Origin of the sequence: Enterobacter cloacae subsp. cloacae ATCC 13047, from assembly GCF_000025565.1 — a bacterium.
In the GTDB taxonomy this organism is placed as follows: Bacteria; Pseudomonadota; Gammaproteobacteria; order Enterobacterales; family Enterobacteriaceae; genus Enterobacter; species Enterobacter cloacae.
The window spans coordinates 1-19,589 of record NC_014121.1; the positions used below are offsets into that span (position 1 = coordinate 1).

The window sequence follows — 19,589 nt, forward strand, 5'->3', positions numbered from 1 at the left end:
GTGGAGTCCGCCGTGTCACTTTCGCTTTGGCAGCAGTGTCTTGCCCGATTGCAGGATGAGTTACCAGCCACAGAATTCAGTATGTGGATCCGCCCGTTGCAGGCGGAACTGAGCGATAACACGCTGGCTTTGTATGCGCCAAACCGTTTTGTGCTCGATTGGGTAAGGGACAAGTACCTTAATAACATCAACGGACTGCTGAATGATTTCTGCGGGTCAGATGCCCCGCAGCTGCGCTTTGAAGTGGGCACAAAGCCGGTCACCCAGACGGTGCGCGAAACCGTAAACGTGGCAGTGCCTGCTCAGGCGGCACCCGCTCCGGCTCCTCGCGTTGCTCCTGCTGCACGTCCGGGTTGGGATAATGTGCCTGCCCCGGCAGAACCGACCTACCGCTCTAACGTTAACGTCAAACACACCTTCGATAACTTCGTGGAAGGTAAATCGAACCAGCTGGCACGCGCGGCGGCTCGCCAGGTGGCAGACAACCCCGGTGGAGCCTATAACCCGCTGTTCCTCTATGGCGGCACGGGTCTGGGTAAAACGCACCTTCTGCACGCGGTGGGTAACGGCATTATGGCGCGCAAGCCAAATGCGAAAGTGGTGTATATGCACTCCGAGCGCTTCGTTCAGGACATGGTAAAGGCCCTGCAAAACAATGCGATCGAAGAGTTTAAACGCTATTATCGTTCTGTTGATGCGCTGCTGATCGATGACATTCAGTTCTTTGCGAATAAAGAACGATCGCAGGAGGAGTTTTTCCACACCTTCAATGCGCTGCTGGAAGGTAACCAGCAGATCATTTTGACCTCGGATCGTTATCCAAAAGAGATCAACGGTGTGGAAGATCGTCTGAAATCCCGCTTCGGCTGGGGCCTGACCGTGGCGATCGAGCCGCCGGAACTGGAAACCCGCGTCGCGATCCTGATGAAAAAAGCCGATGAGAACGACATTCGCCTGCCGGGTGAAGTGGCGTTCTTTATTGCCAAGCGTCTGCGTTCCAACGTTCGTGAGCTGGAAGGGGCGCTGAACCGCGTCATCGCCAATGCCAACTTTACCGGCCGCGCGATCACCATCGATTTTGTGCGTGAAGCGCTGCGCGATCTGCTGGCACTGCAGGAAAAACTGGTCACTATCGACAACATTCAGAAGACGGTGGCCGAGTACTACAAAATCAAAGTGGCAGATTTACTGTCTAAACGTCGTTCCCGCTCGGTGGCGCGCCCGCGTCAGATGGCGATGGCGCTGGCAAAGGAGTTAACCAACCACAGTCTGCCGGAGATCGGCGATGCGTTTGGTGGCCGTGACCATACGACCGTGCTGCACGCTTGTCGCAAGATTGAGCAGTTACGCGAAGAAAGCCACGACATAAAAGAAGATTTTTCCAATTTAATCAGAACATTATCATCGTGACGCTATGAAATTTACCGTTGAACGTGAACATTTATTAAAACCGCTGCAACAGGTGAGTGGCCCATTAGGTGGCCGCCCAACGCTGCCTATTCTTGGAAACCTGCTGCTTCAGGTCGCGGACGGTACGCTGTCGCTGACCGGCACAGACCTGGAAATGGAAATGATCGCGCGCGTTACGCTGACTCAGCCGCATGACGCAGGCGCGACCACGGTTCCGGCACGTAAATTCTTTGATATCTGCCGCGGGCTGCCGGAAGGCGCAGAGATCGCGGTGCAGCTGGAAGGCGACCGCATGCTGGTGCGCTCTGGCCGCAGCCGTTTCTCCCTCTCCACGCTGCCTGCTGCGGACTTCCCGAACCTGGACGACTGGCAAAGTGAAGTCGAATTCACCCTGCCGCAGGCGACGATGAAGCGTCTGATTGAAGCCACGCAGTTCTCTATGGCGCACCAGGACGTTCGTTACTATTTAAACGGCATGCTGTTCGAAACCGAAGGGGAAGAGCTGCGTACCGTGGCCACCGACGGCCACCGTCTGGCGGTCTGTTCCATGCCAATTGGCGACTCACTACCTAACCATTCGGTGATTGTGCCGCGTAAAGGCGTAATTGAGCTGATGCGTATGCTCGACGGTGGCGACACGCCGCTGCGCGTGCAGATCGGCAGCAACAACATCCGCGCTCACGTGGGCGATTTCGTCTTCACATCCAAGCTGGTTGACGGTCGTTTCCCGGATTATCGCCGCGTATTGCCGAAGAACCCGGACAAAACGCTGGAAGCGGGTTGCGATAGCCTCAAGCAGGCATTTGCCCGTGCGGCCATTCTCTCGAACGAGAAATTCCGCGGTGTGCGCTTGTACGTAAGTGAAAACCAGATCAAAATCACCGCCAACAACCCGGAGCAGGAAGAGGCAGAAGAGATTCTGGACGTCACCTACGCCGGGGCTGAGATGGAAATCGGGTTTAACGTCAGCTACGTGCTGGACGTGCTGAATGCACTGAAATGCGAGAACGTTCGCATTCTGCTGACTGACTCCGTTTCGAGCGTACAGATTGAAGATGCCGCATCACAGTCGGCTGCGTATGTTGTTATGCCAATGAGACTGTAATGTCGCTCACCCGTCTGTTGATCCGCGACTTTCGCAATATCGAAAGCGCGGATCTCGCTTTATCCCCTGGCTTTAACTTCCTGGTTGGCGCAAACGGCAGCGGCAAAACCAGCGTGCTTGAAGCCATCTATACGCTCGGCCATGGCCGGGCGTTTCGCAGTTTGCAGATTGGTCGCGTGATTCGCCACGAACAGGAATCCTTTGTCCTGCACGGGCGTTTGCAGGGTGAGGAGCGGGAAACCGCCATTGGCCTGACCAAAGACAAGCAGGGCGACAGCAAGGTGCGCATCGACGGTACCGACGGCCACAAAGTGGCGGAGCTGGCGCTGCTGATGCCGATGCAGCTGATCACGCCGGAGGGGTTTACTTTACTCAACGGCGGCCCCAAATACAGAAGAGCGTTCCTCGACTGGGGATGCTTTCACAACGAAGCCGGTTTCTTTAACGCCTGGAGCAACCTGAAGCGTCTGCTTAAGCAGCGTAACGCCGCATTGCGCCAGGTCACGCGCTACGCCCAGCTGCGCCCGTGGGACATGGAATTAATTCCTCTTGCGGAACAAATCAGCCGCTGGCGTGCCGAATACAGCGCAGGCATCGCCGAAGATATGGCCGACACCTGCAAACAGTTTTTACCTGAATTTTCTCTCACCTTCTCCTTCCAGCGCGGCTGGGAAAAAGAGACGGATTATGCCGAGGTGCTGGAGAGAAACTTCGAGCGCGACCGTATGTTGACCTACACCGCGCACGGACCGCACAAGGCGGATTTCCGCATTCGTGCTGACGGTGCGCCGGTAGAAGACACCCTGTCGCGCGGGCAGCTCAAGCTCCTGATGTGCGCGCTGCGCCTGGCGCAGGGGGAGTTCCTCACCCGCGAAAGCGGGCGACGCTGCCTGTACCTGATAGATGATTTTGCCTCGGAACTTGACGACGCGCGGCGCGGGCTGCTTGCCAGCCGCCTGAAAGCCACGCAGTCGCAGGTTTTCGTCAGCGCCATTAGCGCTGAACACGTTATGGACATGTCGGACGAAAATTCGAAGATGTTTACCGTGGAAAAGGGTAAAATAACGGATTAACCCAAGTTGAAATGAGCGAGAAACGTTGATGTCGAATTCTTATGACTCCTCCAGTATCAAAGTCCTGAAAGGGCTGGATGCGGTGCGTAAGCGCCCGGGTATGTATATCGGCGATACGGATGACGGCACCGGTCTGCACCACATGGTATTCGAGGTGGTAGATAACGCTATCGACGAAGCGCTCGCGGGTCACTGTAAAGACATTATCGTCACCATCCACGCCGATAACTCTGTTTCCGTACAGGATGACGGCCGTGGTATCCCGACCGGTATCCATCCGGAAGAGGGCGTGTCTGCTGCAGAAGTGATCATGACCGTTCTGCACGCAGGCGGTAAATTTGACGATAACTCCTATAAAGTCTCCGGCGGCCTGCACGGCGTAGGTGTTTCCGTGGTAAACGCCCTGTCGCAGAAACTGGAACTGGTTATCCAGCGCGAAGGCAAAATTCACCGCCAGATCTATCAGCACGGTGTGCCTGAAGCGCCGCTGGCCGTGACCGGCGATACCGAAAAAACCGGTACCATGGTGCGTTTCTGGCCGAGCCTCGAAACCTTCACCAACGTCACCGAGTTCGAGTACGACATCCTGGCAAAACGCCTGCGTGAACTGTCGTTCCTGAACTCCGGCGTCTCAATTCGTCTGCGTGACAAACGCGACAACAAAGAAGACCACTTCCACTATGAAGGTGGTATCAAAGCGTTCGTTGAATACCTGAACAAGAACAAAACGCCAATTCACCCAAATATCTTCTATTTCTCTACGGAAAAAGACGGTATCGGCGTGGAAGTGGCTCTGCAGTGGAACGACGGTTTCCAGGAAAACATCTACTGCTTCACCAACAACATTCCACAGCGTGACGGTGGTACGCACCTTGCGGGCTTCCGTGCGGCGATGACCCGTACCCTGAACGCCTACATGGACAAAGAAGGCTACAGCAAAAAAGCGAAAGTCAGCGCCACCGGTGATGACGCCCGTGAAGGCCTGATTGCTGTTGTCTCCGTGAAAGTGCCGGATCCGAAGTTCTCCTCACAGACCAAAGACAAGCTGGTCTCCTCTGAGGTGAAATCGGCGGTTGAACAGCAGATGAACGAACTGCTGAGCGACTACCTGCAGGAAAACCCGAACGACGCGAAAATCGTTGTCGGTAAAATTATCGATGCAGCGCGTGCCCGTGAAGCGGCGCGTAAAGCCCGTGAAATGACCCGCCGTAAAGGCGCGCTGGACTTAGCGGGTCTGCCGGGCAAACTGGCTGACTGCCAGGAACGCGACCCGGCGCTGTCCGAACTGTACCTTGTGGAAGGGGACTCCGCGGGCGGTTCTGCGAAGCAGGGCCGTAACCGTAAGAACCAGGCCATCCTGCCGTTGAAAGGTAAAATCCTCAACGTTGAGAAAGCGCGTTTCGACAAAATGCTCTCTTCTCAGGAAGTGGCGACGCTGATCACCGCGCTGGGCTGCGGCATTGGTCGTGACGAATACAACCCGGACAAGCTGCGCTATCACAGCATCATCATTATGACCGATGCGGACGTCGACGGCTCGCACATCCGTACGCTGCTGTTGACCTTCTTCTACCGTCAGATGCCGGAAATCGTTGAACGCGGCCACGTCTACATTGCACAGCCGCCGCTGTACAAAGTGAAGAAAGGCAAACAGGAACAGTACATCAAAGATGACGACGCGATGGATCAGTACCAAATCGCGATCGCGCTTGATGGTGCGACCCTGCATGCGAACTCCAGCGCTCCGGCACTGGCAGGTGAGCCGCTGGAGCGTCTGGTGTCTGAGTTCAACGCCACGCAGAAAATGATTGGTCGTATGGAGCGTCGCTATCCAAAAGCGCTGCTGAAGGAGCTGATCTATCAGCCAACCCTGACTGAAGCCGATCTGAGCAACGAGCAGGCGGTGACCCGCTGGGTGAACGCGCTGGTGAGCGAGCTGAACGAGAAAGAGCAGCACGGTAGCCAGTGGAAGTTCGACGTTCAGCAGAACGCGGCGCAGCAGTTTGAGCCGATTATTCGCGTGCGTACCCACGGCGTCGATACCGATTACCCGCTGGAGCACGAGTTTGTGACCGGCCCGGAATACCGTCGTATCTGCACTCTTGGCGAGAAGCTGCGTGGTCTGATTGAAGACGATGCGTTCATCGAACGTGGCGAACGTCGCCAGCCGGTGGCCAGCTTCGAACAGGCGCTGGAATGGCTGGTGAAAGAGTCCCGTCGCGGCCTCTCAATCCAGCGTTATAAAGGTCTGGGCGAAATGAACCCGGATCAGCTGTGGGAAACCACCATGGATCCGGAAAGCCGTCGCATGCTGCGCGTTACCGTTAAAGACGCGATTGCTGCCGACCAGTTGTTCACGACCCTGATGGGCGATGCGGTTGAACCTCGTCGTGCCTTCATCGAAGAGAACGCACTGAAAGCGGCGAATATCGATATTTAATCGTTGTTATACAGCTCGATTCAGGCCGCGCATTTAGCGCGGCTTTTTTTTGGCTCAGGCATATCCAGCGACAGCACTGACGGTAAACGGCTGGCAAGCGTATCGATGGCAATTCTGACTCTGAGTGGCAGATGCGGCGTCTGTTGCCAGACTGCATGAACGTCGAAGCGTACGTCCGGCGCCTGCTTTAAAAGCGGGATGAGTTTCCCCTGCTGTATTTCTCTGCGGGCCATCCAGCAGGGCAACCATGCAATGCCGTATCCTGCCAGCGCTGCGTCGCAAATCGCCTGCAAATCATCCATATTGAGGGATGAGCGGGGAGTAAAGGTGTGCGATCTCCCTTCGTTATCCATTAGCTGCCAGGGTAACACTCTGCCTGCTCGCAGATAGTTAATGGCAGTATGGTGGGGTAAATCAGCAACGGTGTCTGGCTGACCGCTTTTTTGCAGATATTCTGGCGCAGCACACAGCACCATGCGGTGTTCTCCCAGCCTTCTGACGACCAGAACGCTACTGTCCTGCAGCGTGCCGTTGCGCACCGCCATATCAAACCCTTCCTCTACGAGATCCACCACGCGGTCGCTGAATGACATTTCCAGTTCAAGACCGGGATGTTCCTGCGCCAGTTCTATCAGCAGTGGCGCGACGCACTGGCGACCAAACAGCACCGGCATGGCCACACGCAGGCGGCCGCTGATCTGCTGCTTCCCCGTTTCCAGCAGCGACTCCGCGCCCCTAATCTCCTCCAGCGCACGCAGGCAGCGCTCGTAAAAAAGCGCCCCGTTATCGGTCAGGCTTTGGCTGCGGGTGGTGCGGTGAAACAGACGGACTCCCAGCCGCTCTTCCAGTCGAGCGATGCTTTTTCCCACCGCGGAGCGCGACAAATGCAGGCGGATCGCGGCCTGCGCAAAACTGCCCGCCTCCACGGCGGCCACGAAAACGGGAATATCCTTCAGCGTACTGGTCATGGATTGTTTCCATTATGGCGTCAATAGTGGGAAAAGTTATCGCCACTGGCAACAAGGAGTCAACGGTAGACTGTCGATACTGAAGCTTATTTAACGGCAGGAGAAAAACAATGGCAGAGACAATGCAACGCTGGTCAATGAACGCTCTCGGACGGGAGAATCTTAAACTCACCCAGGAACCTGTTCCGAAGCCAGGTCCAGGCGAAGTGCGCGTGCGGGTGAATGCCGTTGCGCTCAACTATCGCGATAAAATGGTGATTGAAGGCATGATGCCGATCCCGCTTTCCTTCCCGTTCACACCGGCGTCTGACATGGCCGGCGTGGTGGACAGCATTGGTGAAGGCGTGACGCGTTTTCAACCCGGCGCTCGCGTCATCTCGACGTTCTTCCCGGAGTGGATCGACGGCAGGCCGCAGGCGGATGCCCGTCATTTGCCCTATAAAACGAGCGGAGGGTACTTCCCGGGGATGCTGGCTGAGTACGTGATCGTGAATGAAAACGGGCTGGTGGCCGCTCCGGAAACCCTGGATGACGTTGAGGCCAGCACATTACCTTGTGCAGGGCTAACCGCCTGGTTTGCGCTGGTGGAGCGCGGGAACTTGCGAGCCGGACAATCGGTGCTGGTACAAGGCACCGGCGGGGTGGCGATTTTCGCACTGCAAATTGCAAAAGCACTCGGTGCAGAGGTTTACGTGACCTCGGGGAGTGATGAAAAGCTGGCGCGGGCCAAAAAACTGGGAGCCGATCGGGGTATCAACCGGCTGAAAGGCGACTGGGCTGAAGCGCTTTTAACGCTGACTCAGGATCGCGGCATTGACCACATTATTGAAACCGTGGGGGGAGAAAACTTGCAGCACTCCCTGCGTGCCGTTGCCGTTCATGGACGCATCTCGGTGATTGGCGTGCTGGCCGGGAGCGAGATTACGCTATCAGCGGGTGAGTTGTTGCTGAAATCCCCGGTTATTCAGGGGATTGGTGTCGGGCATCGCCGTGCGCTGGAAGAGTTTGTCCGCGCCGTGGAGGTGACAGGGCTGAAACCGGTCATTGAGCAGCGCTACCGTTTTGACCAGCTGGAGCAGGCGCTGGAACACCTCGATCGCGGCGCGTTTGGTAAAATCGTCCTCACCCGCGAGTGAGTCAACGTTCCCCGGGATTGCGGAAAAAGGGGTTTTCTGTTGCGCAATGTAGCTCTATTTTTGTGTGCTTAATCGCGTTAGCATGAGGTAGCACTCATTTATCCCGGGGACCTCATGGCTATCAAACTCATTGCAATCGATATGGACGGCACGTTGCTGCTGCCAGACCACACTATCTCTCCAGCCGTTAAAAACGCAATCGCCGCGGCGCGCGCAAAGGGCGTGAATGTGGTACTGACCACCGGGCGTCCGTATGCGGGCGTGCACAGCTACCTCAAAGAGCTACACATGAATCAGCCGGGCGATTACTGCATCACCTATAACGGCGCGCTGGTGCAGAAAGCGGCGGACGGCAGCACGGTTGCGCAAACCGCGCTGAATTACGATGACTATCTGTTCCTAGAAAAACTGTCCCGTGAAGTCGGGTCTCACTTCCACGCGCTCGATCGTACAACGCTCTACACCGCTAACCGCGACATCAGCTATTACACCGTGCACGAATCATATGTCGCCACCATTCCGCTGGTGTTCTGTGAAGCAGAAAAAATGGATCCGAACACTCAGTTCCTGAAAGTGATGATGATCGATGAGCCTGAGGTCCTCGATAAAGCCATTGCGCGCATCCCGGCGGAGGTCAAAGAGAAATACACCGTGCTGAAAAGCGCGCCGTACTTCCTCGAAATCCTCGATAAACGCGTCAATAAGGGCACCGGCGTGAAGTCGCTTGCCGACGCGCTGGGCATTAAGCCTGAAGAGATCATGGCCCTGGGCGATCAGGAAAACGACATCGCAATGATTGAATACGCGGGTATGGGCGTGGCGATGGAAAACGCCATCCCGTCAGTGAAAGAAGTGGCGAACTTCGTCACCAAATCTAACCTGGAAGACGGCGTGGCTTACGCGATTGAGAAATTTGTCCTCTCCTAACAGTCGCCCTTAATCATCAGCCTCGGTTATCAACCGGGGCTTTTTTTGGCCCTGAGTTTATTGAATTGTTCTTTTTGTGATCTGGATTGTAGTACAACATTAATTGATTGTACTACATTGTCACCACAGCAAAGGCGAAAGGCCTCACGTTTGTACTGCAAAAGTGAGGCGAAATTCAGCGGTCGCGGTAAAGTAGTGATGGACTTACAGAGCACAAGGACTCTCCATGACTCTCAATAAAACCGATCGCATTGTCATCACGCTGGGTACACAGATTGTGGGTGGCAAATATGTTCCCGGCTCGCCGCTGCCGGCAGAGGCAGAACTGTGTGAGGAGTTTGAAACCTCCCGCAACATCATCCGGGAAGTGTTCCGTTCGCTGATGGCGAAGCGGCTGATTGAAATGAAACGCTATCGCGGCGCGTTTGTTGCCCCGCGCAACCAGTGGAACTACCTCGATACCGATGTTCTGCAGTGGGTACTGGAAAACGATTACGACCCGCGGCTGATTGGCGCCATGAGCGAGGTACGAAACCTGGTAGAACCGGCTATCGCCCGCTGGGCGGCAGAGCGCGCCACCTCAGGTGACCTGGCGCAGATTGAGTCGGCGCTGAACGACATGATCGCCAATAACCAGAACCGTGAGGCATTTAACGAGGCGGATATTCGCTACCACGAGGCGGTACTGCAGTCGGTGCATAACCCGGTCTTACAGCAGCTTAGCGTGGCGATCAGCTCGCTACAGCGAGCAGTATTTGAACGTACCTGGATGGGTGATGAGGCCAATATGCCAAAAACGCTCCAGGAACATAAAGCGCTGTTCGATGCGATACGGCATCAGGACGGCGATGCGGCAGAGCAGGCGGCGCTCACCATGATTGCCAGCTCAACACGAAGGCTGAAGGAAATCACATGACATCACGCTACATCGCAATTGACTGGGGATCGACCAATCTGCGCGCCTGGCTGTACCAGGGCGAGCAGTGCCTGGAGAGCAGGCAATCAGAAGCAGGCGTGACGCGTCTGAACGGAAAATCCCCCGAGGCGGTGTTAGCAGAGGTCACACAAAACTGGCGCGACAGCGCCACGCCCGTGGTGATGGCGGGGATGGTGGGCAGCAACGTGGGCTGGAAAATCGCGCCTTATCTGCCTGTTCCTGTCTCTTTCTCCGCCATTGGCAAGCAGTTAACGTCCGTTGGCGACAATATCTTGATTGTTCCCGGTTTGTGCGTCTCGCGCGACGATAACCATAACGTGATGCGCGGTGAAGAGACACAGCTGCTCGGTGCGCGCACGCTTTCTCCTTCTTCTGTCTACGTCATGCCCGGCACGCACTGCAAGTGGGTCCAGGCAGATGCAGAGCATATCCACGATTTTCGCACCGTAATGACCGGCGAATTGCACCATTTGCTGCTTAATCATTCGCTGTTGGGGGCCGGTTTACCGGAGCAGGTTCCGTCGCCGGAGGCGTTTGCTGCTGGCCTTGCTCGTGGGATCGCTTTTCCTGATGTTTTGCCGCAACTTTTTGAGGTTCGCGCCTCGCACGTGCTGGGAAATCTCCCGCGCGAGCAGGTCAGCGAGTTTCTTTCTGGCCTGCTGATTGGCGCAGAAGTCGCCAGCATGCGTGAGTTCGTCGGGTGCGAGCAGGCTGTCACGATTGTCGCTGGTGCAGCGCTGACGTCGCGCTACGAGCAGGCGTTTCGCGCGATTGGCCGTGAAGTATCAACGGTATCCGGCGACACGGCATTTCAGGCAGGAATAAGGAGCATCGCTCATGCAGTGGCAAACTAGTCTTCCCCTTATCGCAATCTTGCGCGGCATTACCCCCGACGAGGCGCTGGCGCACGTCGGTGCCGTGATCGACGCCGGATTCGACGCGGTGGAAATCCCGCTCAACTCCCCCGAATGGGAAAAAAGTATTCCGACAGTGGTAGAGGCCTTTGGTGATAAAGCGCTGATTGGCGCAGGAACCGTCTTGCAGCCGGAGCAGGTGGAGAGGCTGGCAAAGATGGGCTGCAAGCTCATCGTCACCCCCAACATCAACCCCGAGGTGATCCGCCGCGCGGTGAGCCATGGAATGACCGTGTGTCCAGGATGCGCGACGGCAACCGAAGCCTTTACCGCCCTCGAGGCGGGTGCGCAGTCGCTCAAAATTTTCCCCTCTTCGGCCTTTGGTCCTGACTATATCAAAGCACTGAAAGCGGTCTTGCCCGCCAGCGTGCCGGTCTTTGCCGTGGGCGGCGTGACGCCAGAAAACCTGGCGCAGTGGATTAACGCCGGTTGTGTGGGCGCGGGGCTGGGCAGCGATCTCTATCGCGCCGGACAGTCCGTTGAGCGTACCGCGCAGCAGGCGGCAGCATTTGTGAAAGCGTATCGAGAGGCAGTGCAATGAAAATAACCAAACTCACCACGTACCGTTTACCCCCGCGCTGGATGTTCCTGAAAATCGAAACCGATGAAGGCGTGGTTGGCTGGGGTGAACCGGTGATAGAAGGGCGCGCACGCACCGTGGAGGCCGCGGTGCATGAACTGGGGGAATACCTGATTGGTCAGGATCCGGCACGCATTAACGACCTGTGGCAGGTGATGTACCGGGCGGGCTTTTATCGCGGTGGCCCAATCCTGATGAGCGCCATCGCCGGTATTGACCAGGCGCTGTGGGATATCAAAGGCAAAGTGCTGAATGCCCCGGTCTGGCAGCTGATGGGCGGCCTGGTACGCGACAAAATCAAAGCCTACAGCTGGGTGGGTGGCGACCGCCCTGCGGAAGTGATCGACGGCATTACGCAGCTGCGCAATATCGGCTTCGATACTTTTAAGCTTAACGGCTGTGAAGAGATGGGCGTGATTGACAACTCGCGCGCGGTGGACCGGGCGGTGAATACCGTGGCGCAAATCCGTGAAGCTTTCGGTAACGAGATTGAGTTTGGTCTGGACTTCCACGGACGCGTCAGTGCGCCAATGGCCAAAGTGCTGATTAAAGAGCTGGAGCCATATCGTCCGCTGTTTATTGAAGAGCCCGTCCTGGCCGAGCAGGCGGAGTACTATCCGAAACTGGCTGAACAGACCCATATTCCTATCGCCGCGGGTGAGCGTATGTTCTCGCGCTTCGAGTTCAAACGCGTGCTGGAGGCAGGCGGTATTGCGATCCTGCAACCGGATCTCTCCCATGCGGGCGGTATCACCGAATGCTACAAAATTGCCGGGATGGCAGAAGCCTACGATGTGGCGCTGGCGCCGCACTGTCCGCTGGGGCCCGTTGCGCTGGCGGCCTGCCTGCACGTGGATTTTGTCTCCCGCAATGCCGTGTTCCAGGAACAGAGCATGGGTATTCACTATAACAAGGGCGCGGAATTGCTCGACTTTGTGAAAAACAAAGAAGACTTCAGCATGGAAGGCGGTTTCTTCAAACCATTAATGAAGCCGGGCCTTGGCGTGGACATTGACGAAGCCAAAGTCATTGAGCTCAGTAAAAATGCGCCGGACTGGCGTAACCCGCTGTGGCGTCATGAAGATGGCTCCGTAGCCGAGTGGTAAATCGCCGGATGGCGCTACGCTTATCCGGCCTACTCTCTCGTAGGCCCGGTAAGCGAAGCGCCACCGGGCAATAAAAACGTACATACAAAAATATAACCCTCTGTAAATTACAGGGCATGGTGAGCGGCTTCGCTATGCCCAAAATCTGGAGACAGATTGCGATGGATATTCCAGTTACTGCTACAAAGACCGGGCGTCGCCGCTACCTGACGCTAATCATGATCTTTATTACCGTGGTCATTTGCTATGTTGACCGCGCCAACCTTGCTGTGGCCTCGGCCCATATTCAGGAAGAGTTTGGGATCACCAAGGCGGAAATGGGCTACGTCTTCTCGGCGTTCGCCTGGCTCTATACGCTCTACCAGATCCCGGGCGGCTGGTTCCTCGACCGCGTGGGGTCGCGTCTGACCTACTTCATCGCCATTTTAGGCTGGTCCGTGGCGACCCTGTTCCAGGGCTTCGCGACCGGGCTGATGTCGCTGATTGGCCTGCGTGCTATCACCGGCGTTTTCGAGGCACCTGCGTTCCCCACCAACAACCGTATGGTCACCAGCTGGTTTCCGGAGCATGAACGTGCCTCTGCGGTGGGCTTTTACACCTCCGGGCAGTTTGTCGGCCTGGCATTCCTGACCCCGCTGTTAATCTGGATCCAGGAGCTGCTAAGCTGGCATTGGGTGTTTATCGTCACCGGTGGGATCGGCATTATCTGGTCCCTGATCTGGTTCAAGGTCTATCAACCGCCGCGTCTGACAAAAAATATCACCAAAGCGGAGCTGGACTACATCCGCGACGGTGGCGGCCTGGTAGACGGCGATGCGCCAGTGAAAAAAGAGGCGCGTCAGCCGCTGACCCGCGCGGACTGGAAGCTGGTCTTCCATCGTAAGCTGGTGGGGGTTTATCTCGGTCAGTTTGCGGTTACGTCGACGCTGTGGTTCTTCCTGACCTGGTTCCCGAATTACCTCACCCAGGAAAAGGGGATTACCGCGCTGAAGGCGGGCTTTATGACCACCGTGCCGTTCCTTGCCGCATTCTTTGGCGTGCTGCTCTCGGGCTGGCTGGCGGATAAGCTGGTCAAAAAAGGCGTCTCATTAGGTGTTGCGCGTAAAACGCCGATTATCTGCGGGCTGCTGATCTCAACCTGTATCATGGGCGCCAACTACACCAACGATCCGGTGTGGATTATGACCCTGATGGCGCTCGCGTTCTTCGGCAACGGTTTTGCCTCTATCACCTGGTCGCTGGTGTCGTCTCTGGCGCCGATGCGTCTGATTGGCCTGACCGGTGGTGTGTTCAACTTCGTCGGTGGACTCGGTGGGATCACTGTGCCGCTGGTCATCGGCTACCTGGCGCAGGACTACGGCTTTGGCCCGGCCCTGGTCTACATCTCCGCCGTGGCGTTGATTGGCGCGCTCTCCTACATCCTGCTGGTCGGCGACGTGAAACGAGTAGGCTAATCCCTTCGGATGTTTTACCCTGATGCGATAACTGCGCATCAGGGTATCCCATGAAACAAATCACCTTTGCTTCCCGCAACCACCAGCTCACCAATACCAATACCTGGACACCGGACAGCCAGTGGCTGGTCTACGATGTGCGCCCGTCCGGGGCATCGTTCACCGGCGAAACCATTGAGCGGGTAAACGTCAGTACGGGCGAGGTTGAGGTGATTTATCGTGCCAAGCACGGCGCGCATGTCGGGGTGGTGACCGTTCATCCTGCACAAGACAAATACGTCTTTATCCACGGCCCGAAAAACCCGGATGCAGACTGGCAATACGATTTTCACCATCGCCAGGGCGTGATTGTCCATAACGGCCAGGCGAGCAACCTCGATGCCATGGATATTACCGTGCCCTATACCGCAGGCGCACTCCGTGGCGGCAGCCATGTACACGTCTTTAGCCCAAACGGGCAGTTCGTCAGCTTCACCTATAACGACCATGTGTTACATGAGCGCGATCCAAAGCTCGATTTACGTAACGTTGGCGTCGCCGCACCCTTTGGCCCGGTCACCCCGCAGGGCAACCATCCTCATGAATATCCGGGCACCTTCTGGAGCGTGCTGGTAAGCCGCACGACGCCGAACCCACAGCCGGGCAGCGATGAGATCAACCGCGCCTATGAAGAGGGCTGGGTGGGCAACGGCAGGCTGGCGTTTATTGGCGATACCCTGTCTGTGAAAGGCGAAAAAGTGCCTGAACTGTTTATTGTCGATCTGCCCAAAGACGAGCAGGGCTGGAAACAGGCAGGCGATGCGCCATTGCAGGGCACGCCAGAGACGATGCCAGCACCGCCTGCTGGCGTGCTGCAGCGCCGTCTGACTTTCACCCATCAAAAGGCGTATCCGGGGCTGGTGAACGTGCCGCGCCACTGGGTGCGCAGCAACCCGCAGGGTACGCAGATTGCTTTTCTGATGCGTGATGACAACGGCATTGTCCAGCTGTGGCTGATCTCACCGGAGGGGGGCGAGCCGCGTCAGTTAACGCATACCGAAAGCGGTATCCAGTCGGCATTCAACTGGCATCCTTCGGGCGACAGTCTGGGATTTGTGCTGGAAAATCGTATCGCCTGCTGCGACGCGCAGACCGGAGAGGTCACGTTTTTGACGTCCGATCACGGCAATCCGCCGTCTGCTGATGCGGTCGTCTTTTCCCCGAACGGGCGCGCTATTGCATGGATGGAGGAGAAAGAGGGTTTCCGCCAGCTGTGGCTAACGGAAACCGTACAGGATTAGGGTCGCGGCATCTCGGCGGGCGGGATAACGGCGTTGGTTGCCAGATTTTGCTGCTCGCTTTTCTCAACGCGCGAGCGTACGGAACTGTCCGTGCGGAACATATCCCAGGGCAGCAAAAGCGTATCGGCCACTGCCGTGAACGGCATATCGAGGATCACCAGGGATTTGGTGCCCCAGTTCGTGTCATCATCGGAGATCATCGCCGCGCTTGCGCGCGTCCCCGGATATGTTCCTTCTTTACCGCCGGTGTGAGACATCACGCTCGAACACCCGCAAAGTAAAACCACCCCGCTGAACGTCGTCAGCTTAATCAGAACATTTTTCATCATCACTCAGTCATCGTTAATGGCACTGCATAGACCTGCAACTCTGGGTTATAGCGAGCCTTGTTGAAAATGAATAGCCCAATAACCCCGCACTGTGGCAGCCATCGCAATTTAACCCTTTGTGCTGTTGTCCCAGTCTAAGCGAGAAGCTCAAAAGTGCAAAAAAAAGTGCGAACGTCGCGGTTGAAAACACCGTTTCCAGACCCATTTTAAGAATGTAACCCGATAACGAGCACGCCTGATGGGTGTTCGGGGGCGCAATGGCCTGTCCATGGTGGAAGGCTAAAATTTCTCGCTGATTTCAGGAGCTTTTATTTATGCGTAACTTCGATCTTTCCCCGCTATACCGTTCTGCAATTGGTTTTGACCGCCTGTTTAATCATTTAGAAAATAACCAAAGCCAGAGCAACGGCTACCCTCCATACAATGTTGAGCTGGTTGATGAAAACCACTACCGCATTGCGATTGCTGTCGCCGGTTTTGCAGAGAGCGAACTGGAGATCACCGCGCAGGACAACCTGCTGGTGGTGAAAGGTTCACATACGGCTGAGCAGAAAGAACGTACCTACCTTTACCAGGGCATTGCCGAGCGCAACTTTGAACGCAAGTTCCAGTTAGCTGAGAACATTCACGTTAAAGGCGCGAACCTGGTCAACGGTCTGCTGTTTATCGAGCTGGAACGTGTGATTCCGGAAGAGAAAAAACCGCGCCGTATCGAAATTAATTAATGCCGCGGGTCGCGTCAGCGGCCCACTCAGAATTGCTTGCCGAACCGGGAGCATATGCGAATCCACCAGGATTTGCAGGAACAACTGTGCACAAAAATAAACTGTGCCGAACTCGCTTCTCAGAAGGAGATTTAGTATGCGTAACTACGATTTATCCCCCCTGCTGCGTCAGTGGATTGGTTTTGACAAACTGGCTAACGCCCTGCAAAGCACCACTGAGCACCAGACGTTTCCGCCGTACAACATCGAAAAAAGCGACGATAACCACTATCGCATCACGCTGGCGCTGGCCGGGTTCCGCCAGGACGATCTGGATATCCAGCTCGAAGGCACGCGTCTGACCGTGAAAGGGTCGCCGGAAAAACAAGAAACCGAGACCAAATGGCTGCATCAGGGGCTGGTGACTCAGCCGTTTAGCCTGAGCTTTACCCTGGCAGATCATATGGAAGTCTCCGGCGCGACCTTTACCAACGGGTTGCTGCATATTGACCTGGTCCGTAACGTGCCGGAAGCCATCGCGCCACAGCGTATCGCCATTAGCGAGCGGCCGGCGCTGAACAGTTAATGCTGTGCGGGCTGGTGCCCTCACCCCAGCCCTCTCCCACAGGGAGAGGGTGAAAAGTTAAAGCCCTGCCCCGGCAGGGCTTTTTTGTGCGCCATCACCCATACAACGCCCTTCACCTCTGAGAGAATCCTTAACATAACTAAGGTTATGCAAGGAAGTGGATCATGAGTGATATCGCGTTAACCGTCAGCGTGTTGGCCCTGGTCGCTGTTGTTGGATTATGGATTGGCAACATCAAAATCCGTGGCGTCGGGTTTGGGATCGGTGGGGTGCTGTTTGGCGGCATTTTTGTCGGACACTTTGCTGACAAACTCGGGCTGGTTCTCAGCGCCGATATGCTCCACTTTACGCAGGAGTTCGGCCTGATCCTCTTCGTCTATACCATAGGCATTCAGGTCGGGCCGGGCTTTTTCGCCTCATTGCGGGTTTCCGGATTACGCCTCAATCTGTTTGCCCTCGGCATCGTCGTAATGGGCGGGCTGGTCACCGCTATCCTGCATAAACTCTTCGCAATTCCGCTGCCCGTGGTGCTGGGCATTTTCTCCGGGGCCGTGACTAACACGCCCGCGCTGGGTGCGGGCCAGCAAATCCTGCGCGATTTAGGTATCGAACCCGGCATTGTCGACCAGATGGGGATGAGCTATGCGATGGCTTATCCGTTCGGGATTTGCGGCATTCTGCTCTCCATGTGGCTGGTTCGGGTGCTCTTTCGCATTAACGTCGACAAAGAGGCGAAGGACCACGAAACCACGCTTACCAACGGCCATATGCCGATCAAAACCATCAACATCCGCGTCGATAACCCCAATCTGAACAACATGGCGATTCAGGACGTGCCGATCCTGAACAGCGCCAATATTATCTGCTCGCGCCTGAAACGTGACGAAATGCTGATGGTGCCCGCGCCTGGCACCATTATCCGGCAAGGCGATCTGCTGCACCTTGTCGGGCAGCCCGGGGATTTAAACAACGCGCGGCTGGTGATTGGTCAGGAAGTGGATACCTCGCTCTCTACCCGCGGCACCGACATGCGCGTGGAGCGTGTGGTGGTAACTAACGAGCACGTTCTGGGCAAGAAAATACGCGATTTGCAGGTAAAAGAACGTTACGACGTGGTTATCTCTCGTCTCAATCGCGCCGGTGTTGAACTGGTGGCCAGCCCGGAAGCCAGCCTGCAGTTCGGCGATATTCTTAACCTGGTCGGGCGTCCGTCGTCCATTGACGCCGTGGCGGATATGGTCGGTAACGCTCAGCAAAAACTGCAGCAGGTACAAATGCTGCCGGTGTTTATCGGTATCGGGCTGGGCGTGCTGCTTGGCTCCATTCCGCTGTATATACCGGGGTTCCCGGTGGCCCTCAAGCTGGGTCTGGCGGGCGGGCCGCTGATTATGGCGCTGATCCTCGGGCGAATCGGCTGTGTCGGTAAGCTCTACTGGTTTATGCCGCCGAGCGCCAACCTGGCGCTGCGCGAGCTGGGCATTGTGCTGTTTCTGGCGGTCGTCGGGCTAAAATCCGGTGGCGATTTTGTCGATACGCTGGTCAGGGGGGAAGGGATGAGTTGGGTCGGCTATGGCATCTTCATCACCGCGATCCCGCTGCTGACGGTCGGCATACTGGCGCGAATGTTCGCTAAAATGAACTATCTGACGCTGTGCGGCATGCTGGCGGGGTCGATGACGGATCCACCGGCGCTGGCCTTTGCCAATAGCCTGCACGCCACCAGCGGCGCGGCGGCGCTGTCGTACGCTACGGTCTATCCGCTGGTCATGTTCCTGCGCATCATCACCCCGCAGCTACTGGCGGTGCTGTTCTGGGGGATGAGTTAGCAGGTCGTCCGGGTGGATGCGCCGCAGATGGTAGTCCACCTGGTAATCACTGGTATTTCGGAACATCACGGAATAGTTAAGGAACTCGCCGCTGTCGCTGTAGGAGAGAGAGGTAATACGCAGCAGCGGCGTTTGCTCCGGCAGGTTCATGTAACCAGCGAGTTGTTTATCGGCCAGTACCGGCGTCAGGCTCTCGTAATTGCCGCTGATTGTAATTCCGCACTCCTTCTCGATGTAATCAAACTTTGACCCTTCCAGATGCGCCAGCGAGAGGTTGCGAAACAGCTTCACGGGCATAAAGCTGTCCTCCAGCATCAGCGGTTTTCCGTCCACGTAGCGCACCCGGCGGGAAAAGTAGATCCGCTCATCCACCTGGATCCGCAGCTGGCTGGCGATGGCGGGCGGGGCGGGCATCACTTCAAACTGCAACACCTTGCTCTGTACCTCTTTGCCCTGCTGACGCAGTACCTCCACCAGCCCGGTGAGGTTGGTGGTTTCATGGTGCACATCTTTGCGTGCTACAAACGTCCCGCTGCCGTGCCGCCGCTCAACCAGCCCCCAACTCACCAGCAGATCCAGCGCCTTGCGAATGGTCATGCGCGCCACGCCAAACTCCTGCGCCAGCGCTTTCTCACCCGGAATGGGGCTGCCGATGTTGTAGTCCGATGAATTCAGCCGTAGCCGTAATCGGTCGGCAATAGATTTGTAGATCACCAGTAGACCTCTCTGCCCGTATCAGGGCGTGGATTGCATCCTGACATGTCCATATTTACAGCGAAAAGTAGACCTGATTGGTCAAAATAAAACCATGAAT

At 56.4% G+C, this 19,589-nt stretch carries 18 protein-coding genes and 1 other annotated feature; of the genes, 15 read left to right on the forward strand and 3 right to left on the reverse strand.

Translation table 11 applies throughout. From position 1 onward, the window contains the following. Positions 1-12: 12 nt before the first annotated feature. Genes dnaA through gyrB form a run of 4 tightly spaced genes read left to right on the forward strand, consistent with a single transcriptional unit; the run spans position 13 to position 6,028 of the window. Positions 13-1,410, forward strand: coding sequence for a chromosomal replication initiator protein DnaA (dnaA, locus tag ECL_RS00005; protein WP_014068246.1), 1,398 nt, complete (start codon positions 13-15; stop codon positions 1,408-1,410). A 4-nt stretch (positions 1,411-1,414) separates the two neighbouring features. Beyond that, positions 1,415-2,515: a DNA polymerase III subunit beta gene (gene dnaN, locus ECL_RS00010; protein WP_008500170.1), complete on the forward strand. Its 1,101-nt coding sequence runs from the start codon at positions 1,415-1,417 to the stop codon at positions 2,513-2,515. Continuing rightward, positions 2,515-3,588, forward strand: coding sequence for a DNA replication/repair protein RecF (gene recF, locus ECL_RS00015; protein WP_013094779.1), 1,074 nt, complete (start codon positions 2,515-2,517; stop codon positions 3,586-3,588). Before dnaN ends, recF begins: the two co-directional genes overlap by 1 nt. 28 nt (positions 3,589-3,616) lie before the next feature. After that, positions 3,617-6,028 carry a DNA topoisomerase (ATP-hydrolyzing) subunit B gene (gene gyrB, locus ECL_RS00020; protein ID WP_013094780.1) on the forward strand — a complete coding sequence of 804 codons (2,412 nt, stop codon included), beginning with the start codon at positions 3,617-3,619 and terminating at the stop codon, positions 6,026-6,028. A 20-nt stretch (positions 6,029-6,048) separates the two neighbouring features. Here the strand turns inward: gyrB and ECL_RS00025 are convergent, their stop codons facing one another. Then, positions 6,049-6,996 (reverse strand): LysR family transcriptional regulator, encoded by a 948-nt coding sequence (locus tag ECL_RS00025; protein ID WP_013094781.1) that lies wholly within the window; start codon positions 6,994-6,996, stop codon positions 6,049-6,051. A 110-nt stretch (positions 6,997-7,106) separates the two neighbouring features. Here ECL_RS00025 and ECL_RS00030 point away from each other — a divergent pair, with 110 nt between their 5' ends. From ECL_RS00030 to ECL_RS00065, 8 genes are all read left to right on the forward strand, one after another. Continuing rightward, positions 7,107-8,132: a zinc-dependent alcohol dehydrogenase family protein gene (locus ECL_RS00030; RefSeq protein ID WP_013094782.1), complete on the forward strand. Its 1,026-nt coding sequence runs from the start codon at positions 7,107-7,109 to the stop codon at positions 8,130-8,132. Positions 8,133-8,246: 114 nt separating this feature from the next. After that, the gene (gene yidA, locus ECL_RS00035) at positions 8,247-9,059 is read left to right on the forward strand and encodes a sugar-phosphatase (protein WP_013094783.1); all 813 of its coding nucleotides are present in this window, start codon (positions 8,247-8,249) and stop codon (positions 9,057-9,059) included. A gap of 226 nt (positions 9,060-9,285) precedes the next feature. Next, complete coding sequence (gene dgoR, locus ECL_RS00040; RefSeq protein ID WP_003861109.1) at positions 9,286-9,975, forward strand: D-galactonate utilization transcriptional regulator DgoR; 690 nt, start codon at positions 9,286-9,288, stop codon at positions 9,973-9,975. Next, entirely contained in the window at positions 9,972-10,850 is an 879-nt protein-coding gene (locus tag ECL_RS00045) for a 2-dehydro-3-deoxygalactonokinase (RefSeq protein ID WP_013094784.1), read from the forward strand. Before dgoR ends, ECL_RS00045 begins: the two co-directional genes overlap by 4 nt. Then, positions 10,834-11,451, forward strand: a complete 618-nt coding sequence (locus ECL_RS00050) for a 2-dehydro-3-deoxy-6-phosphogalactonate aldolase (protein ID WP_013094785.1) — start codon at positions 10,834-10,836, stop codon at positions 11,449-11,451. Before ECL_RS00045 ends, ECL_RS00050 begins: the two co-directional genes overlap by 17 nt. Further along, a complete protein-coding gene (gene dgoD / locus ECL_RS00055; RefSeq protein ID WP_013094786.1) occupies positions 11,448-12,596 on the forward strand; it encodes a galactonate dehydratase in 1,149 nt (382 codons plus the stop codon). The genes ECL_RS00050 and dgoD overlap by 4 nt, the downstream gene beginning before the upstream one ends. A gap of 116 nt (positions 12,597-12,712) precedes the next feature. Then, positions 12,713-14,050, forward strand: a complete 1,338-nt coding sequence (locus ECL_RS00060; protein WP_164928053.1) for an MFS transporter — start codon at positions 12,713-12,715, stop codon at positions 14,048-14,050. 50 nt (positions 14,051-14,100) lie between these two features. After that, positions 14,101-15,330, forward strand: coding sequence for a YidR family protein (locus ECL_RS00065; protein WP_013094788.1), 1,230 nt, complete (start codon positions 14,101-14,103; stop codon positions 15,328-15,330). Here the strand turns inward: ECL_RS00065 and ECL_RS00070 are convergent. Beyond that, positions 15,327-15,659: a YceK/YidQ family lipoprotein gene (locus tag ECL_RS00070; protein WP_044159037.1), complete on the reverse strand. Its 333-nt coding sequence runs from the start codon at positions 15,657-15,659 to the stop codon at positions 15,327-15,329. The genes ECL_RS00065 and ECL_RS00070 overlap by 4 nt on opposite strands. 248 nt (positions 15,660-15,907) lie before the next feature. Next, positions 15,908-15,980, forward strand: a sequence feature (ROSE (Repression Of Heat Shock gene Expression) occurs in the 5'-region of heat shock genes and acts as an RNA thermometer to modulate expression.). Here ECL_RS00070 and ibpA point away from each other — a divergent pair. From ibpA to ECL_RS00085, 3 genes are all read left to right on the forward strand, one after another. Then, on the forward strand, positions 15,974-16,384 hold the full coding sequence (gene ibpA, locus ECL_RS00075; protein ID WP_006177605.1) for a small heat shock chaperone IbpA: 411 nt from the start codon (positions 15,974-15,976) through the stop codon (positions 16,382-16,384). It overlaps the preceding feature by 7 nt. Positions 16,385-16,520: 136 nt before the next feature. Continuing rightward, the gene (ibpB, locus tag ECL_RS00080; protein ID WP_013094790.1) at positions 16,521-16,949 is read left to right on the forward strand and encodes a small heat shock chaperone IbpB; all 429 of its coding nucleotides are present in this window, start codon (positions 16,521-16,523) and stop codon (positions 16,947-16,949) included. Positions 16,950-17,113: 164 nt separating this feature from the next. Next, positions 17,114-18,775, forward strand: a complete 1,662-nt coding sequence (locus tag ECL_RS00085; protein ID WP_013094791.1) for a putative transporter — start codon at positions 17,114-17,116, stop codon at positions 18,773-18,775. On the opposite strand, the gene ECL_RS00090 is transcribed toward ECL_RS00085, so the two are convergent. Further along, complete coding sequence (locus ECL_RS00090; RefSeq protein WP_013094792.1) at positions 18,743-19,489, reverse strand: GntR family transcriptional regulator; 747 nt, start codon at positions 19,487-19,489, stop codon at positions 18,743-18,745. The two genes, ECL_RS00085 and ECL_RS00090, sit on opposite strands and share 33 nt — an antisense overlap. Positions 19,490-19,589 lie beyond the last annotated feature (100 nt).

What these genes read in the sequence shown, in the direction of transcription:
- ECL_RS00025 (WP_013094781.1), bottom strand. Translation starts at nt 6,996, where the DNA reads ATGACCAGTACGCTGAAGGATATTCCCGTTTTCGTGGCCGCCGTGGAG.
- yidA (WP_013094783.1), top strand. Translation starts at nt 8,247, where the DNA reads ATGGCTATCAAACTCATTGCAATCGATATGGACGGCACGTTGCTGCTG.
- dgoR (WP_003861109.1), top strand. Translation starts at nt 9,286, where the DNA reads ATGACTCTCAATAAAACCGATCGCATTGTCATCACGCTGGGTACACAG.
- ECL_RS00050 (WP_013094785.1), top strand. Translation starts at nt 10,834, where the DNA reads ATGCAGTGGCAAACTAGTCTTCCCCTTATCGCAATCTTGCGCGGCATT.
- ECL_RS00060 (WP_164928053.1), top strand. Translation starts at nt 12,713, where the DNA reads ATGGTGAGCGGCTTCGCTATGCCCAAAATCTGGAGACAGATTGCGATG.
- ECL_RS00065 (WP_013094788.1), top strand. Translation starts at nt 14,101, where the DNA reads ATGAAACAAATCACCTTTGCTTCCCGCAACCACCAGCTCACCAATACC.
- ECL_RS00085 (WP_013094791.1), top strand. Translation starts at nt 17,114, where the DNA reads ATGAGTGATATCGCGTTAACCGTCAGCGTGTTGGCCCTGGTCGCTGTT.
- dgoD (WP_013094786.1), top strand. Translation starts at nt 11,448, where the DNA reads ATGAAAATAACCAAACTCACCACGTACCGTTTACCCCCGCGCTGGATG.
- dnaN (WP_008500170.1), top strand. Translation starts at nt 1,415, where the DNA reads ATGAAATTTACCGTTGAACGTGAACATTTATTAAAACCGCTGCAACAG.
- ibpA (WP_006177605.1), top strand. Translation starts at nt 15,974, where the DNA reads ATGCGTAACTTCGATCTTTCCCCGCTATACCGTTCTGCAATTGGTTTT.
- gyrB (WP_013094780.1), top strand. Translation starts at nt 3,617, where the DNA reads ATGTCGAATTCTTATGACTCCTCCAGTATCAAAGTCCTGAAAGGGCTG.
- recF (WP_013094779.1), top strand. Translation starts at nt 2,515, where the DNA reads ATGTCGCTCACCCGTCTGTTGATCCGCGACTTTCGCAATATCGAAAGC.
- ibpB (WP_013094790.1), top strand. Translation starts at nt 16,521, where the DNA reads ATGCGTAACTACGATTTATCCCCCCTGCTGCGTCAGTGGATTGGTTTT.
- ECL_RS00045 (WP_013094784.1), top strand. Translation starts at nt 9,972, where the DNA reads ATGACATCACGCTACATCGCAATTGACTGGGGATCGACCAATCTGCGC.
- ECL_RS00070 (WP_044159037.1), bottom strand. Translation starts at nt 15,659, where the DNA reads ATGATGAAAAATGTTCTGATTAAGCTGACGACGTTCAGCGGGGTGGTT.
- ECL_RS00030 (WP_013094782.1), top strand. Translation starts at nt 7,107, where the DNA reads ATGGCAGAGACAATGCAACGCTGGTCAATGAACGCTCTCGGACGGGAG.